16 protein-coding genes and 1 pseudogene are annotated in these 15173 nt (G+C 55.2%); 8 read left to right on the top strand and 9 right to left on the bottom strand.

From position 1 onward, the window contains the following. Together IOB61_RS05610 and nadC are read left to right on the top strand one after the other, a co-directional pair. A pseudogene (locus tag IOB61_RS05610) lies at positions 1 to 443 on the top strand (L-aspartate oxidase); the annotation flags it as partial. Beyond that, positions 440 to 1282 (top strand): carboxylating nicotinate-nucleotide diphosphorylase, encoded by an 843-nt coding sequence (gene nadC / locus IOB61_RS05605; RefSeq protein WP_290813439.1) that lies wholly within the window; start codon positions 440 to 442, stop codon positions 1280 to 1282. The pseudogene IOB61_RS05610 and the gene nadC, both read left to right, overlap by 4 nt. A gap of 29 nt (positions 1283 to 1311) precedes the next feature. On the opposite strand, the gene IOB61_RS05600 is transcribed toward nadC, so the two are convergent. The 3 genes from IOB61_RS05600 to IOB61_RS05590 form a co-directional block, all read right to left on the bottom strand. Continuing rightward, positions 1312 to 1512 (bottom strand): 4-oxalocrotonate tautomerase family protein, encoded by a 201-nt coding sequence (locus IOB61_RS05600; protein WP_290813436.1) that lies wholly within the window; start codon positions 1510 to 1512, stop codon positions 1312 to 1314. A 74-nt stretch (positions 1513 to 1586) separates the two neighbouring features. Next, complete coding sequence (locus tag IOB61_RS05595; protein ID WP_290813433.1) at positions 1587 to 2780, bottom strand: hypothetical protein; 1194 nt, start codon at positions 2778 to 2780, stop codon at positions 1587 to 1589. A gap of 256 nt (positions 2781 to 3036) precedes the next feature. After that, on the bottom strand, positions 3037 to 3915 hold the full coding sequence (locus IOB61_RS05590) for an alpha/beta fold hydrolase (RefSeq protein WP_290813430.1): 879 nt from the start codon (positions 3913 to 3915) through the stop codon (positions 3037 to 3039). A gap of 53 nt (positions 3916 to 3968) precedes the next feature. On the opposite strand from IOB61_RS05590, the gene IOB61_RS05585 reads away from it, so the two are divergent. Together IOB61_RS05585 and IOB61_RS05580 are read left to right on the top strand one after the other, a co-directional pair. Beyond that, positions 3969 to 4505 (top strand): TetR/AcrR family transcriptional regulator, encoded by a 537-nt coding sequence (locus IOB61_RS05585; protein WP_290813427.1) that lies wholly within the window; start codon positions 3969 to 3971, stop codon positions 4503 to 4505. A gap of 18 nt (positions 4506 to 4523) precedes the next feature. Beyond that, positions 4524 to 5297 carry an RluA family pseudouridine synthase gene (locus tag IOB61_RS05580; protein WP_290813424.1) on the top strand — a complete coding sequence of 258 codons (774 nt, stop codon included), beginning with the start codon at positions 4524 to 4526 and terminating at the stop codon, positions 5295 to 5297. Here the strand turns inward: IOB61_RS05580 and IOB61_RS05575 are convergent. From IOB61_RS05575 to dapA, 5 genes are all read right to left on the bottom strand, one after another. Then, positions 5294 to 6832, bottom strand: coding sequence for a 2-isopropylmalate synthase (locus tag IOB61_RS05575; protein WP_290813421.1), 1539 nt, complete (start codon positions 6830 to 6832; stop codon positions 5294 to 5296). The two genes, IOB61_RS05580 and IOB61_RS05575, sit on opposite strands and share 4 nt — an antisense overlap. Before the next feature lie 97 nt (positions 6833 to 6929). Next, entirely contained in the window at positions 6930 to 7121 is a 192-nt protein-coding gene (locus tag IOB61_RS05570) for a hypothetical protein (protein ID WP_290813419.1), read from the bottom strand. A 48-nt stretch (positions 7122 to 7169) separates the two neighbouring features. Then, positions 7170 to 7895 (bottom strand): VTT domain-containing protein, encoded by a 726-nt coding sequence (locus IOB61_RS05565; protein WP_290813416.1) that lies wholly within the window; start codon positions 7893 to 7895, stop codon positions 7170 to 7172. A gap of 4 nt (positions 7896 to 7899) precedes the next feature. Beyond that, positions 7900 to 8367: an SsrA-binding protein SmpB gene (gene smpB, locus IOB61_RS05560; protein WP_085338064.1), complete on the bottom strand. Its 468-nt coding sequence runs from the start codon at positions 8365 to 8367 to the stop codon at positions 7900 to 7902. Between the two features lie 3 nt (positions 8368 to 8370). Further along, positions 8371 to 9258, bottom strand: coding sequence for a 4-hydroxy-tetrahydrodipicolinate synthase (dapA, locus tag IOB61_RS05555; protein WP_085338063.1), 888 nt, complete (start codon positions 9256 to 9258; stop codon positions 8371 to 8373). Positions 9259 to 9537: 279 nt separating this feature from the next. Between dapA and IOB61_RS05550 the strand changes: the two genes are divergently transcribed. Next, positions 9538 to 11757 carry a lytic transglycosylase domain-containing protein gene (locus tag IOB61_RS05550; protein ID WP_290813410.1) on the top strand — a complete coding sequence of 740 codons (2220 nt, stop codon included), beginning with the start codon at positions 9538 to 9540 and terminating at the stop codon, positions 11755 to 11757. Here IOB61_RS05550 and IOB61_RS05545 read toward each other — a convergent pair. Beyond that, the gene (locus IOB61_RS05545) at positions 11754 to 12812 is read right to left on the bottom strand and encodes an MBL fold metallo-hydrolase (protein ID WP_290813407.1); all 1059 of its coding nucleotides are present in this window, start codon (positions 12810 to 12812) and stop codon (positions 11754 to 11756) included. The two genes, IOB61_RS05550 and IOB61_RS05545, sit on opposite strands and share 4 nt — an antisense overlap. A gap of 222 nt (positions 12813 to 13034) precedes the next feature. On the opposite strand from IOB61_RS05545, the gene IOB61_RS05540 reads away from it, so the two are divergent. The 3 genes from IOB61_RS05540 to IOB61_RS05530 all read left to right on the top strand — a co-directional run. Continuing rightward, on the top strand, positions 13035 to 13748 hold the full coding sequence (locus tag IOB61_RS05540; protein WP_290813405.1) for a metal ABC transporter ATP-binding protein: 714 nt from the start codon (positions 13035 to 13037) through the stop codon (positions 13746 to 13748). Positions 13749 to 13766: 18 nt separating this feature from the next. Beyond that, on the top strand, positions 13767 to 14648 hold the full coding sequence (locus IOB61_RS05535; protein ID WP_290813403.1) for a metal ABC transporter permease: 882 nt from the start codon (positions 13767 to 13769) through the stop codon (positions 14646 to 14648). After that, on the top strand, positions 14629 to 15173 hold a 545-nt coding region (locus IOB61_RS05530), incomplete at its 3' end, for a zinc ABC transporter substrate-binding protein (RefSeq protein ID WP_290813401.1). The genes IOB61_RS05535 and IOB61_RS05530, both read left to right, overlap by 20 nt.

The following is a 15173-nucleotide window of genomic DNA, read 5'->3' as shown; positions in this document are numbered from 1 at the left end:
TAGAGGGGCTTTCTGCTATTGGAGAATTTGCTTCCACTGGGGTGCATGGCGCCACTCGCTTGGCGTCTAACTCGCTCCTAGAGGCCGTGGTCTTTGCCAATAGGGTTGCAGAGCGCTTGCGCGATGCTTCCTCGGGCGGACAGGCAGGTGGCGATGCACCTTCGATCTCGCCCTTGCCGAATGACGCCCGGCAACTTTTGCGGACGGAGATGACCGCCAAAGCAGGTGTTGTCCGCGATGCGGCAGGCCTAACCAGCCTTATCGACACGATCCAAGACCTGAAAGCCCAACATGGGTCTACCAATGAATTGATCACTGCCAGCCTGATTGCGGAGGGTGCTTTAGCGCGGCAGGAAAGCCGTGGCGGACATTACCGCAGTGACTTCCCCACCGAAAAAACTCCTGCGAAGCGCAGCTTCGTCACCTTGGACATAATGCGATGACCTATTTGCCCGATGTAGTACTTGAGCCGATTGTTCGCATGGCGCTCGCCGAAGATTTGGGGCGGGCGGGCGATGTCACTACATTGGCGACGGTTGACCCCGACCTAGAAGTCCAATGGGTCGTGCGGGCGCGCAGCGCGGGAGTTTTGGCTGGCCTTGACGCGGCCTCCCTTACCCTGCGCCTGATTGATCCCACTGCGACCCTGACGCCGCGCCTGCCCGAAGGAGCGGTTCTGGCGGCCGGTGATGTGATCGCCACTTTAAACGGCAGAGCTCAAAGCCTGTTGATGGCAGAGCGGGTGATGCTGAACTTCCTTGGACCCTTGTCTGGCATTGCAAGCCTAACTGCCCGCTATGTCGAGGCGGTAAAGGGCACATCTGCCAAGATCACCTGTACGCGCAAAACGACGCCGGGCCTGCGCGCACTTCAGAAAAAGGCGGTGCGGTTAGGCGGCGGCTCTAACCATCGGTTTGGCTTGGATGATGCCATTCTGATCAAGGATAATCATGTTGCTGCCGCAGGGGGCATCGTCGCTGCCTTGACCCGAGCCAAGGCCTATGGCGGCCATTTGCTGCCCATCGAAGTGGAAGTCGACAGCCTCAAACAATTGGAAGAGGCCCTGCCCTTTTCCCCCACCTGCATCATGCTGGATAATTTCAGCTTGGCCGACTTAAAGACGGCTGTGGCGCGTGTGGCGGGGGCTGTGACCCTAGAAGCCTCTGGTGGGGTAAATCTATCTACCGTGGCCGATATTGCCGCCACTGGGGTCGGTTATATCTCGGTCGGTGCCCTCACCCATTCCGCCCCCTGCCTCGATCTGGGGTTGGATGAGGCTTGAGGCGAACGAACACCTGCTAGGAGGGGCGCTCATCCCCCCGCGCGTCGTTGCGTGACAGTCTTGCCGCCAATCCCCCAATTATCGGTCTCCACTTCATCAATGATAACGACGGTGGTGTCGGGGTTCTTGTTAAGCTCAACGCGCAATAACTCAGTCACCCCTGCAATCAGGGCAGCTTTCTTTTCTGGCGTCAGTCCGTCTGGGGTCACTTTGATGTTCACAAAGGGCATGATCACTCCTTTTCCGCCGATCATGCTCTAGAATGTTGCCGCTTTGGGCAAGCCCCTTCTTCTAGCTTCGGTGTCTATTGCCGGAGGCGAAGGGGCACATTGGCACCACCCGCCTGATTGCCAACACCCGTCGGCACAGGGACGGGTGAGCCCTCGTAATCCGAATTAATGATCAGCCGCGCATTATTGGAAAGATTGATGTTTCGCGCGACAATGACGCTCCATTGCGACCCCTCGGCCACCTCACCTGTCGCACTCACCTGAAGGCGCGTCATGGGCAAATAAATCGTCCCCAAGAGCTTATCTACATTGCTCGAAGCAATCGTGAAGTTGGCATAATTGCCCCGTGTCGAAACGATTACAAAGCCGGCCCATGGGCCAGAACGTCGGCCAGACAGGGACACACTGCTATTCTGGCTAGCGTCCAGCGCATTGCCGCCCGTGAACATCAGCAGGACATCCTCCCCTTCAAGTCGACCCTGCCCTCGAAGCTTCAAACCCTTGCAGAAATAATGCTCTCCTGGCAGCAGTTTGAGAACAGAAGTCCCGGTCATATTGTATTCAATGCGGTGGATACCAGGTGATAACGTGACTGTATCTGCTGACGTCACATACAACCCATTATCCGGCACTGTGGAGCAGTCGGCAGGCGGGGCAATGGTGCGACTTCGGAAGGGGTCACTAATCCTCAGAGCCCCACTATTGGCTGCTGGGGTGAAACCTGACCCGGTCGCCACCCCCGTCGCACGGGGACTGCCGGCTTCAACCGTGGCTGTATTTCTGAGTTCAAAGTCACTGTTGGAATGAACAATACAGTTTCTGGCGCGAATGCCGCTGTTATTTGATGCGGTTATCCCTTTGCCACCGACTGTTCCATCATCACCAATCACACAAAGTGGTTGAACCTGCATGGATTCGGCGATTGCTTTCACTTCAATTCGAAAGCCCCCGGGGGGAACCAAGTCCCCAAAGAATGACGGTCGCAAGGCAAGACCTTCCACAGTATATGTGCCGTCGCTGCCTTGGGTTGCTTTAAATGAAACCGTCGCACGATTGGCGAATTCGCCGACTTGCGCCATGGCAAAGCGCTCTACATCCGTTGTCGATTGCCGGGCACTTGACCCAACCAAGGTAAGATTTTGCGCACCTGAAAGTGCAGCAGCATCGGCAGCAGTTTGCATGAGCGCTCTTTCGCGACCTAAGGCGACAAACTCGCTCGCCATCGCGACAAGCATGGCCAACGGAATAGCAGCTATGCCAACAGTCACAGCCATATTGCCTGACTGCGTTCGATCCTTTTTCAACCTTTCGACAAATCGGAAGAACAGCATTTTTGACACTACATGATGAAACCAAGCCCGAAGCGAGCTTTGGAGCCACTTTGATCGAATTGTAGTTAATGCCGCCCAAACGCAAAGATCATTTTCAAGAAGAAAATCGATATTTTATTTGAATTTATTCAAATCTTGGTGAGGCCCACTTGAGGATCAGAACCGAATTTGTGCCGCCAATCATTGAATTTGTTTATTGGAGATGGAGATTGCGAACAAAGCGAAGAAAGGCGGATTGAAATGCCTGCGGGTCTTCAAGGAAAGCAGCATGGTTGCCCCTGAAAAACTCAACTCTTGCATGAGGGACTTTCTCTGCCGCTCGCTTAGAGCGAGACCATGCAACAATTTGGTCTGACTTGGCCCATGCGAATAAGACAGGCAGGTTCAATGCCTGGGCCCTTTCGGCCAAATCTGCATCGACTTGGCCAAAACTATGCCAAGCTTGCGCCAGGACCGGTGCCATCTCAGGCCCAGCGGCGACGATGCGGGCGCGCTGGGCATGCGCTGCCGGGCCCGACAAAACCAACCGGTAATAAAGTTCAAATGCTTTTGGAAACCAGCTTGCGCCGCGGGCACCGGCGTTGAAAAACGCGACCAACAGCTTGATAACGCGGGCTGCAACTGGATCTAGCGGCGCGAGCCCGCCAGGATTGCATAACACCAGAGCCGACATGGCTTCTGGCTGATCGTGACCTGCAATCAAAGCCGCCGCTCCACCGATAGAATTCCCAATAATGATGGGCTTGGCCTTACCAAATAGAAGTGGCAGTAGTGCCAACAAAACAACAGCATAACGCTTGGCGCTAGCAGGCTCCCGGCTTGCATCCGTTGGACTGGCCCCGTGGCCTGGCCAATCAACGCAGACGACCTCAAAGCCCTGAGGAACTAAAACCTCCGCCAAATTCTCAAAGTCACGTCCTCCATGGGCTGTCGCATGCAAACATAAGACTGGTGTGCCGGCTCCACGACGCGAAACTGCAACAAGTGTCCCCGCAGCTTCCACTAAGTCATAGGGCTTTTGAACGCCCACAGCGGCGCGAAACGAGCTTACTGGCAGAAGAGATTGGTTCATTGCCAAATAAGTGATATGAATATCACTTATTGTCAAGCTAGTGAGACAAACCAATGAAAAATCGCAAATCGGGGCGCGCGGAACTTCTCAAAGCCGCTCAGCTTGAATTTGAAGATCACGGGTTTGAGGGTACGCAAACAAATGCGATTGCGCGGCGGGCGGGCTATGCTCCGCAAACATTCTACCGGCACTTTCCAGACAAAAAGGCCATTTTTCTGGCCATTTATCTCGACTGGGCTCAGGCCGAGGCGCAGGGCTTGGCCAAAGCCGATACCATCACAGCCATGATCGATACGCTTTTGCTGCATCATGTCGCGCACCGTTTGTTTCGCCGCTCGCTGCGGCATCTTACGTCGACTGATCCTGAAATTGCCGCCGTTCGGGCACAGACGCGGCAGCAGCAAATGAGCGCACTAAGGAGCCGCTTTCCACATTTTTCCAATCCCGAAGCCTTAACTTTGATTTTTACGCTTGAGCGCCTGTGCGACGCTTGGGCCGAGGGTGAGTTTGAAGCCTGCGGCATTTCTCAAAGCGAAGCGCGGGACCAAATGAGCGTAATCCTTTCCCATGCCTTGCGAGCTGCGCCCTAGATAGGCTAGTCAGCGGCGATGGCAAATCGTCCCACCCGCCACTTTTCCACCAAAGGCCCGGCCCCGCTTAGTCAAGACGAGCAAGCCTATATTCGCGACTGGGTTTTCTATGAGGATGATGCGCTGATCGGCTTCAACAAGCCGTCTGGTTTGGCAGTGCAAGGTGGATCTGGGGTGACGCGTGACGTGGATCGGCTTTTGGCCGCCTTCATGACCCGTAAAGGCCGCAAGCCAAAACTTGTCCACCGCTTGGATCGGGAAACCTCTGGCCTGTTGATCGTCGCCAAAACTAGCCCCGCAGCCGCGCATTTATCCGCCCAATTTGCCGGTCGACAGCTTCAAAAGCGCTATCTGGCGTTGGTGGGCGGCAAGCTGGAGCGTGAAGTAGGCCAAATTGACCTGCCACTCGTCAGGACTAAGTCAGCTGGTCTTGACCTAATGCGCGCGACCCATCCCGGCGAGGCCGAGGCGCAAGCAGCCCTCACCGCGTATCGCGTGTTGGCTAGTGGGCCTTCTGCATCGCTCGTAGAAGTTGCCCCGCAAACTGGCCGCATGCACCAAATCCGCGTGCACTTTGCTGCAATTGGCCATGCGCTAGCAGGCGATACAAAATATGGCGGGCTCTTGATGCTGGCGGGAAAGCCCTGCCCGCGCCTGATGTTGCACGCTGCGGCGCTGGACTTCACCCATCCGACGACGGGTGAGCCCATGCACCTCAAAGTACCGCCGCCGGAGGACTTTTCCAGCTGTATCAAGGCGGTTTTTCCTGATGGATCGAACTGGCAGGCTTAACCTGCCGCTTGCGCATCCTCACCGCGTTCGCGCTTGGCACGAAGCCGCGCCAAGGCGCTGGCATAGGCTTTTGCGGACGCTACCAATGTATCAGCATCCGCGGAGCGTGCCGTTACGAAGCGACCATGCTCGCTCAAACGCACCGAGACCTCGGCTTGTGCATCTGTCCCCTCGGTGACCGCATGGACCTGATAGAGGTCCAAGACTGCGCTGTGGGGAACTAGGGCTGAAATCGCGTTGAATACGGCATCAACAGGGCCGTTGCCACGCTGGGTTGTCCAAGCTGACTTACCGTCAATTTCCAGATCTATTTCAGCGGTTTGCGGGCCATCGGTGCCCGCAACAACGCGCAGGCGCAAGACTTTGATCGCGTCGTCATAATGGGCAGCTGCATCATCAACCAAAGCGATGATGTCATCATCATAGACGTGTTTCTTCCGGTCGGCGAGCGCTTTGAACCGACCAAATGCGTCTTGGAACGCATTATCGGACAATTCATAGCCCATATCCCGCAGCTTATCCTTGAACGCGTGGCGGCCCGAATGCTTGCCCATGACTAAATTGGTCGCCCCTTGGCCGACGTCTTCTGGGCGCATAATCTCATAAGTTTGGGCATGCTTCAGCATACCATCTTGATGGATGCCACTTTCATGCGCGAAGGCATTCTTGCCGACAATCGCCTTGTTATATTGGACTGGGAAGCCGGTTATCCGGCTTACCATTTTGGACGCCATCATCAAACGTGTGGCATCCACGCCAGTCGAATAGGGCATGCCATCGCCGCGGACGCGGAGCGCCATGATGATTTCTTCGAGCGCAGCATTGCCCGCGCGCTCACCCAAGCCATTAATCGCACACTCAATCTGGCGTGCGCCGCCTTGAACAGCTGCCAAGGAATTGGCAACCGCCAAACCTAAATCATTGTGGCAATGGGCGGAGAAGATTACTTCATCGGCACCGGGTACATTGGCGATCACATCGGCAAACAAAGCGCCATACTCACTGGGGAAAGAATAGCCAACTGTATCGGGCAGATTGATCGTAGTGGCACCTGCACGGATCGCCGTCTCCACCGCGCGCAACAAAAAGTCGCGCTCTGTGCGGGTGGCATCTTCAGCAGACCATTCCACATCATCTGTATAATTGCGGGCTAAAGAGACTGAACCATGGATGGCTTCAAGGACGGCTTCCGGCTCCATTTGTAGCTTATGCTTCATATGGATGGGTGAGGTTGAAATGAAGGTATGGATTCGCTTCAAAGGCGCAGGACGCACCGCCTCTGCGCAACGCTCAATATCCTTCGCCCCCGCCCGTGAAAGGCCACAGACAGTGCTCGTTTTAATGGTGCGCGCAATGGCTTGAACCGCGTCAAAGTCTCCCTGGCTGGCAATTGGGAAGCCTGCTTCAACAATGTCGACGCGCATGTCTTCGAGCAATTTTGCGAGCTCGATCTTTTCATCATGCGTCATAGAAGCGCCCGGCGACTGTTCGCCATCGCGCATGGTGGTGTCAAAGATACGGATAGATTGGGTCATGATGTTGTGTGGCCTGATTTGCTGAAGATTTGAAGAGCGGGCCCTTGCTGGCCCCCGCGGCGCTTTACCCCTGAGCGCCGTCCCCCAGCCAATTGGCCTAGCGACTCTTGCGCGCCCAAGGGCTGATAAGCAGCCCGGCTAACTTCAGATTAAGTCGTCCTGCATCCAGAAGGAGCGAGCCCGCCCGTTGGGCCAAATCATATTGCGCGGCTGCAATCTCCTGCCCAACCCGCAGGGCTGCAGCAAAATCTTTTGAGCTCATTCCATTAAAGGGAAAAATCTTGCGCATGATGTGATTATTGACCTCTTTGACAGCAAATTAATCCAAGAAATCATTTCAATCAAGGCCCTCTTGCGCTTGGTCTCGCGTTAGCATCGGGCGTACCACCAAGACCAGCAAGAGATAGATGATGATTGCAGCAACAAAGAACCAAATCGCGCCTTGATTTTCGCCCTTTAACACTTCGCCCACACCATGCGCCCCAAAGGCCACAAGGCAGATTTTTGGCAAAATTCCAATGCCTGTACCACCAACAAAGGACGTCAAACGAACCTTGGCTGCGCCTAAAGCCATATTGCAGACGATAAAGGGTCCTGAGGGAACCAAGCGAATGATGAGGCTGGCAAGAAAGCCATTCTTGCCAATGAAGGAAAGCGCGCGGCCGCCCCGACCGCCGAGCAGTTTTGATAATGCTGCAGCGCCCCCTGCCCGCCCTAACAAGAAGCCAACTTGCGCCGATACCAAGGTGGCAATCCAACTCAGGACAACGCCCTCGGCCGGGCCAAAGACAGCAACGGTAGCTGCAATCAACACAACTTGCGGCGCGCCAATAAAGGCCAATGTGATAAAGGTCCCCGTAACCGCTGCTGGTGCCCACCAAGAATCACGTAGGCCACGCAGAAATTGAGCAATATTGCCTTGATCTAAATCGATAAACATCATGCCCGCGGTCAGGACAAGTCCTGCAATCGAGAACAGGATGAAGGCAACCCAGACGGCGCGGACAGCCGTTGAGTCCATCTCGGTGAAAAAACGATAGAAGCGGTCCAGCCAGCCTGACATGGCTTTAGCCCCGGTCGCGCAGCAAGCGCCCCTGCTCGCGCTTCCATTCCCGCTCTTTGGTGGAATCACGCTTGTCGTGATCTTTTTTGCCTTTGGCGAGCGCTAATTCCAATTTCACCATCCCACGCTCATTGAAGTAGAGCTTTAGGGGGACAACGGTGCGGCCCTCGCGATCAACGGCGGCGAATAACTTATTGATCTCGCGTTCACGCAACAACAGTTTACGCTTGCGTCGTGGCTCATGGTTGAAGCGCGATGCAGGACCATATTCTGGCACGTAGGAATTGATGAGCCATACTTCACCATGCTCGGGGCTCGCATAGCTTTCAGCAATATTGGCGCGGCCAAGGCGAAGGCTCTTGACCTCGGTGCCCGTCAATACGAGCCCAGCTTCATAGGTATCTTCAATGTAATAATCAAAGCGTGCACGCTTGTTTTCAGCAATTAACTTGCGGGGTTGTTCTGGGCGCATGGCCTAATTGCCTCGTAAAGCCCCGGCTGCAATCATGGCCGTTTGTACCGCAACGCGGGTTGCAGGAATGGGGGGCACCAACGGCAGACGCAAGTCTTCCGCACATAGACCCAAAGTCGCCATAGCAAACTTTGCTGGCCCCGGATTAGGCTCGAGAAATAATGCGCGTTGCAGAGGGTCGAGCTTTTGGTTCAAAGCGCGTGCTTCTGCCAACTGACCAGAAGCCAAGAGGGCCTGCAATTGCGCGCATTCCTTTGGCATGATGTTGGACAAAACCGATACACAACCTACCGCCCCATAAGCTGCAAAGCCCAAGGCCAAATTATCGTCGCCCGCAAAAATTGAGAACGGCTTGGTGATGCGCGCCAAATGCAAGGCCGTGCGCGATGGATCACCCGCGCTGTCCTTCAAAGCAACCACATTGGGATGTTTGGCAATTTCAGCCATAGTATCAGGCAGAATATCAACATTGGTGCGACCTGGAATATTATAGACCATGATCGGCAGGTCGACGGCATTGCCGAGGGCGTTAAAATGGGCAATCAGCCCCGCCTGGCTAGGTTTATTGTAATAAGGGGCCACAATCAGTGCCCCATCTGCACCGGCTTTCTTAGCAACTTGCATGTGGCGAATCGCGGCTTGCGTGTCGTTAGAGCCGCAGCCCGCCAACACAGGCACACGCCGGTTGGCCGCTTCAATCGCCAGATCAAACAAGTGCCAATGCTCAGCATCATCTACCGTTGCGCTCTCGCCAGTGGTACCAACCGGAATGATTCCGTTGACGCCATTTTCAATCTGGCGCTCAATCAAGGCTTGGAAGGACGCGTCATCGACCTTGCCATCTTTGAAGGGCGTGATCAGGGCGGTGTAAACGCCTTTAAAAACCGTCATGGGTCGTACTGGCCTAGCTGAAATTTGAGTGGGTCGTGAATGCCCTTCTCGACCGCAATTCACATGGATGCAAGACCAAAGGGCAGACCAAAGGGCGTACACAAGGCTGTGCTTGCCGTGATTTTTTCACACATACGACTAGGTTCAGGGGAAATTGGTCGCTAGACACAAGGTGTGATTCCCAAGATCAACCCTTTCTATTCCTACTAATTGGCCGCTAGGCCGCGATGCGACGACAGCCCTCCCCCAATTTGCGCTGAACTTCGCTGGAGTTTTTGAATGTCCGTGTTTGACACGCGTAAAGCTACTTTGGCCTTCATTGTGACGGGCCTTTTGACTTCGAGCCCCATTTTGTCGGGGATGGCATTAGCCCAAGAGACGGCGACACCACCGCCAGTTCCCGTGCCTGTCCCCACTTCTGTGCCGGTTGATTTTACTGCGGCCCCGGTCCCTACAACTCCGGTTGAAGTGCTCAGAACAGCCTTACGGGCGGCTGAGCGCGGCGATTGGAGTTATGTGCGCGCCACCATGGCGACGACCAGTGATGCACGTATTCGCAACTTCTTATTGTGGCGCTTGGCGACAGCTGATTCCAACCCTGCTAGTTTTGACGAGTTGCGCCAAGCATTGGACCAGTTGCCCTTCTATCCAAGCCGTCAAACCATTCGCATCCGCGCCGAGCAGCGCCTCGCTTTGACTTCTCTGACCCCGCAGGCCAAGCGCGCCTTTTTGGAACGCAAGGAACAAGGCCTTGACCACAATGGCCCCATTTCTGGCGATGGAAAACTAGAACTCGCCTCAGTCTTGTTTGCGCTAGGTGAACGAGACCAAGCAAAGCGCTTCCTATCAGATGGGTGGCGCAATCACCGCTTTGATAGTGCAAGCCAAGCCAATTTTCTGGTTCGCTTCGGCAGCGAACTCACCACCGAAGACCATGATGCCCGCGTCGATTTCCTGTTATGGACCGACCGCGTTACCCAATCCAAACCGCTATGGCCTTTGATGAGCGAGACCGGGCGCCTTAACGCGCAGCGTCGTGTTGGCATTGCCGCTGGCGACACTGTGACTTTGACCGGTGTCAGCCTTGATGACCGGGGCATTCAATATCAGCGCGTCCGCAATCTGCGCCAGGCCGGGCGTCGGGCCGAAGCCCTTTCCCTGCTTACCCAAATTGATTCACGCGGCTTGCCAGAGCCAGGTCAGGATTTGATCTGGACGGAGCGGCGCAATCTTTTGAACGAAGCCATTGTGACCCGCGATTGGCAATCTGCTTATCGCATTGCTTCGACCCATGGCTATCAGCGGGGGGAGCGCTTTGCCGATGGCGAATTTGTGTCCGGATGGGTGGCTCTGCGCTTTTTGAACCAACCCAACGTGGCGCTCGAGCATTTCAAACGCTTGGAAGGCGGCGTTAGAACACCAGTTTCGCGTGCGCGGGCCGCCTATTGGCTGGGCCGTACCGCAGAAGCCTTGAACCAACCAGATGTTGCGCAAAACCATTATCGTACGGCTGCAGCCTTTCCGACTGTTTATTATGGGCAGTTGGCGGCGGTCAAAGTGGCCGAATCCTTAGGTCAAGTCGCACAATTGACCTTGCCGCCTGAAAAGAAAGCGACCCAAGAAGATCGCGACCGTTTGAACAACCGGACCATGATGGCGATCATTAATTTGCTTTCTGATGCGGGCGAGAACCAATTTTTCCGCCAGTTTGCGCTTGCACTAGATGATGAGCTCGACACCGAGGGCGAGCACCAAGCGCTTTCTGAGTATGCGCGCGCGAAGGATGAACCAGCGCTAGCGGTCCGGGCTGCCAAAGCGGGTCTTAATCGCGGCATTTTGGCCACTGAGGCCGCCTATCCCCTCATGCCAATTCCCCGTATTGTTGGGTACGGCCAGATAGAAGATGCCTTCACTTTAGCGATTACCCGTCAAGAGAGCGAGTTCAACACCCGCGCCGTCTCATCTGCCAATGCGCGTGGGCTGATGCAATTCTTGCCAGCGACTGCCGCAAGCCAAGCTCGCCGTATGGGTTTGGAGCATGAAACAAGCTGGCTGATCACCCGCCCTAATCACAATGTGACTTTGGGCTCTGCCCATTTGTTCGATTTGGTCAATAATTTCTATGGGTCTTATGTGATGGCGGCCGCTGCCTATAATGCTGGGCCAGGGCGTCCACGCCAATGGGTGCAGACCTATGGCGAATTCCGCGAGACCGATCTTGAGACCGCCATTGATTGGGTGGAGAAAATCCCCTTCTCTGAAACCCGCAATTACGTTCAGCGTGTCCTGGAGAATATCCAAGTCTATCGTGCACGCTTGAACGGTGGTTCCGCCCCAATTGGTATCGCAGATGACCTACGTCGCGGTCGGCGGCCACCACCTATCTTCAACGTGACGATTGCACCGGGGGCAGATCAGCCCGGCGTGCCACCAGCTGAGGCGAGCCCGCAAGCTGAAACGCCTGCCGCCGACCCAAAGCCGTCACCGGAACAACCCTAACCAGCTTGGCGATAAAGGAGGGTCCCGTCAGGACTACGATCCACGGCGGCTTGCCCGCGTGCTATCAGACAATTGAGGTGGGCAATTGCCTCACCCGTCGCCATGCCCAAGACTTCTCCGCCTATCGGGCGCTTAAACAAAGGCGAGAAGCAATCAATCACGCGACGCGGCGTTGCGAGCCAAACGGCCAGTCGCGCGAGAGCCGTCTCATGATTGTCGATCAAATCGTCTAAGCGCTTATGTAGCCCATAAAAGGGCTCATTATGCGCAGGCAGCACCAAGACATCCTCAGCAATGACTCGTTTGAGTTTATGACAAGAATTGATCCAATCGGTCATTGGATCGCCATTTGGTTCTGTCGGGAAAACGGACACATTAGACGAAATGCGCGGCAAGACTTGGTCGCCAGAGATCAGAACTTTCAAGTCTGGCTGATAGAGGCAGACATGTTCGGGAGAATGGCCGCACCCGGTGACCACCTGCCAATCTCGGCCTCCAATTTCAATCCGATCACCGTCAGCCATACGTTGATACGAATCAGGCAGGCGCGACACAGCCTTGCCAAACCCACCAAAACGGATCCGATAGGTATCCAGCGCATCTTCATCCCAGCCTGCAGCGCGATAGAAACGCACGCCATCTTCGGGGGCTTCGCGCCCAGTGTCAGCGACCAATGTTCGACACGTTAGATATTCGAGGCGCGAAATCCACAAGGCGGCACCAAACTTACGCGTGATCCAGCCCGCCAAGCCGATGTGGTCAGGATGCATATGGGTGATCATAACGCGTTTGACCGGCAAGCCATCCAAAACTGAGTCAAAAATCGTCCGCCAATGCAGGCGACTTTCTTCGGTTGCCACTCCTGTATCCACGATCACCCAACCATCACCGTCACGCAGGAGCCAAAGATTGATCCATTTGAGGGCAAAAGGTAACGGCATACGGACCCAATAAACACCATCAGCCACCTCTTTCACGGTGCCAACTTCCGGGGGCTCTCCACATGGATAGGTCAAGCCGTTGGCTGAAGTGAGTTCGAGACCGTCCATCGACATGGGGTGATTTCCTCTTATAGGCGTGTACTGCCCTACGCTCGCTAGGCTAGCCGCATGCGGGCCCTACGTGCAAGACCAAGTGGATAACCAGAACCTGCACTGTAATAACATAACATTTCCGCTTCGCTTTTGACGTGATTGGGAGTAAAGGCGTGACACCTCGGTCTTTCTCCCATTAATCCGCCCGGTCTCACTTTAGACTGGCATGCAGGATCCAGCGATATGAGCTTGATTTTAAATGATCTTGCAATTGGTTATCCCAATCATCTGGTGATGACCGGTATTTGTGGTACCATCCAGTCAAGTAGCGCGGTGGCTTTGATTGGCCAAAATGGAGCGGGCAAATCGACTTTGTTGCGAACGTTGTCTGGTGAACAAACGCCAGTTAGTGGGTCATGTGTGTGGGATGCCTCGCTCAAGCGTCACCGCAGCATTGCATGGCTACCGCAGCATCCAAGCCTTCGTCCTGATGCGCCTTTGACGGTTCGCGAATTGGCGGCCATGGGTTTGTGGGCACGACTAGGATTATTTGGTAAACCTTGCCGCCACGACCAAGAGCGGATTGACCAAGCCTTGGACATGGTTGGCTTGGCTGACATTGAGAAGCAACAAGTCGACACTTTGTCCGGCGGCCAGTTGCAACGTGCTCTGTTCGCGCGTTTAACGGTTCAGGATTGCGGCCTAATTTTGCTTGATGAGCCATTCTCGGCGGTGGATGGCGCGTCTCAAGCAAAGCTATTGGAAGTCATCCATCACTGGGTTGGTGAAGGTCGCACAGTGATTGCAGCAATTCATGACCTTGAGTGCGCACGCCACTTCCCACTTTGGTGGGAGCTTTCCAAATTCGGGGCAATTATGCGTCGTAGCGACGAAAAGCCCTTGAGCAGCCTGACCCAGCCTATGCGCGCGGTAAGCGGCGTCGCTCATTCGTCCTAAGCGCTTTAGGGGATTGGCGTGATCGGACTTCTTACTCCCTTTTTCGACTATGAATTCATGACGCGAGCCGCTTTGGGTGGTGTGGCCCTTGCAGTCGCAGGCGCACCGCTTGGCGTTTTTCTGGTCATGCGGCGCATGAGTTTGGTTGGAGATGCTGTAGGCCATGCCGTCCTGCCGGGGGCTGCTGCAGCTGCCCTATTGAGTGGCGGCAATACTCTTTGGACGACCTTGGGTGCGGCATTGACCGGCACCATGGTTTTTATGACAGCAGGACCAGCTAGCCGCGCATTACGTTTACCCGAAGATGCGGGCTTTGCCGTGTTTTATCTTGCAGCTTTGGCCATTGGCGTGATGATCGCCAGTATGGGAGGCGGCGTCATTGATCTCGATAAGCTGTTGTTCGGTGCGGCACTGGCCATTGACAACACAGCCTTAGCGTTAGCTTGCACCGCCGCACTTGTTACGGCGATTGGCATAACCTTAGTCTATCGTCCGCTTTTAATCGACACGCTCGACCCTCAGTTTTTGCGTGCTTCAGGAGGGGCTAAATGGGCGGGCCCCGTGGCCCAATCGGTTTTCTTCGGGCTCTTGGCATTGACCACAGTGGCATCATTTCATGCCCTCGGAGCCCTCATGAGTATTGGGCTTACCATCTTGCCGGCTATCGCCGCTCGTTTTTGGGCCAAGAGCGTTCCAGGGATGATCTTGAGCGCGGCCAGCCTTGGGATAGGTGGCGTCCTGGCTGGACTCTTGGTCTCCTTTCATCTTGCCGCCCCCGTCGGGGCCGCCATTGTGTCCTGCTTGGTTGGGCTTGTACTCGCGTCAAGCCTAATGGGACCTAATCAATCCCTTTTGACCCGCTCTTTTGGAAAAACATCCCTTGCTCATCGCGCGTCGTAACCTTTTGGGCCTCACCGCTGGTGGCCTTTTTGCCGCGGCCTGCACACAGGAACCCAGCTCAGGACCTTCGGTGTCCAAGCCAAAAGTATTGGCCACGATGTCGATTTTGGCGGATGTGGCCCAACAAATTGGCGCGCCAGACCTCGAGATTGCCTCTCTCATCGGACCAGATCAAACCGCCCATCACCGAGACCCAACGCCGAGCGAATTGACCGTGTTTAACGAGATCAGCTTGCTTTTGCATGTCGGCTTTATGCTGGAGGGCTGGATCGACCGTTTACCAGAAAGCACAGGCTATCGCGGCCCAATCATCCAAGTGTCGGAGGGCATTGCCCCAATCTACATCGAAGGGCGTATCCCTGACCCTCACACCTGGCAAAGCTTTTTGGGCTTGCGCAGTTATGCTGAGACGATCACCAAGGCCTATAAGATTTTGTGGCCAAATCTCGCAACACGTTTTGAGACACGGTTAAAGGCCTATCTCGCAGCACTTCAAACGGCACAACAGGCAGCAGCAGCGCAGTT

The sequence above is a fragment of the Aquidulcibacter sp. genome, assembly GCF_020253525.1.
Classification (GTDB): Bacteria; Pseudomonadota; Alphaproteobacteria; order Caulobacterales; family Aquidulcibacteraceae; genus Aquidulcibacter.
The sequence above is the reverse complement of the archived record's forward strand: the minus strand, read 5'-3'. Positions and strand labels throughout refer to the sequence as shown.

Bases quoted from the DNA above. Each gene is read 5' to 3' on its own strand.
- nadC (WP_290813439.1), top strand. From the start codon at position 440: ATGACCTATTTGCCCGATGTAGTACTTGAGCCGATTGTTCGCATGGCG.
- IOB61_RS05600 (WP_290813436.1), bottom strand. From the start codon at position 1,512: ATGCCCTTTGTGAACATCAAAGTGACCCCAGACGGACTGACGCCAGAA.
- IOB61_RS05590 (WP_290813430.1), bottom strand. From the start codon at position 3,915: ATGAACCAATCTCTTCTGCCAGTAAGCTCGTTTCGCGCCGCTGTGGGC.
- IOB61_RS05585 (WP_290813427.1), top strand. From the start codon at position 3,969: ATGAAAAATCGCAAATCGGGGCGCGCGGAACTTCTCAAAGCCGCTCAG.
- IOB61_RS05580 (WP_290813424.1), top strand. From the start codon at position 4,524: ATGGCAAATCGTCCCACCCGCCACTTTTCCACCAAAGGCCCGGCCCCG.
- IOB61_RS05575 (WP_290813421.1), bottom strand. From the start codon at position 6,832: ATGACCCAATCTATCCGTATCTTTGACACCACCATGCGCGATGGCGAA.
- IOB61_RS05570 (WP_290813419.1), bottom strand. From the start codon at position 7,121: ATGCGCAAGATTTTTCCCTTTAATGGAATGAGCTCAAAAGATTTTGCT.
- IOB61_RS05565 (WP_290813416.1), bottom strand. From the start codon at position 7,895: ATGTCAGGCTGGCTGGACCGCTTCTATCGTTTTTTCACCGAGATGGAC.
- smpB (WP_085338064.1), bottom strand. From the start codon at position 8,367: ATGCGCCCAGAACAACCCCGCAAGTTAATTGCTGAAAACAAGCGTGCA.
- dapA (WP_085338063.1), bottom strand. From the start codon at position 9,258: ATGACGGTTTTTAAAGGCGTTTACACCGCCCTGATCACGCCCTTCAAA.
- IOB61_RS05550 (WP_290813410.1), top strand. From the start codon at position 9,538: ATGTCCGTGTTTGACACGCGTAAAGCTACTTTGGCCTTCATTGTGACG.
- IOB61_RS05545 (WP_290813407.1), bottom strand. From the start codon at position 12,812: ATGTCGATGGACGGTCTCGAACTCACTTCAGCCAACGGCTTGACCTAT.
- IOB61_RS05540 (WP_290813405.1), top strand. From the start codon at position 13,035: ATGAGCTTGATTTTAAATGATCTTGCAATTGGTTATCCCAATCATCTG.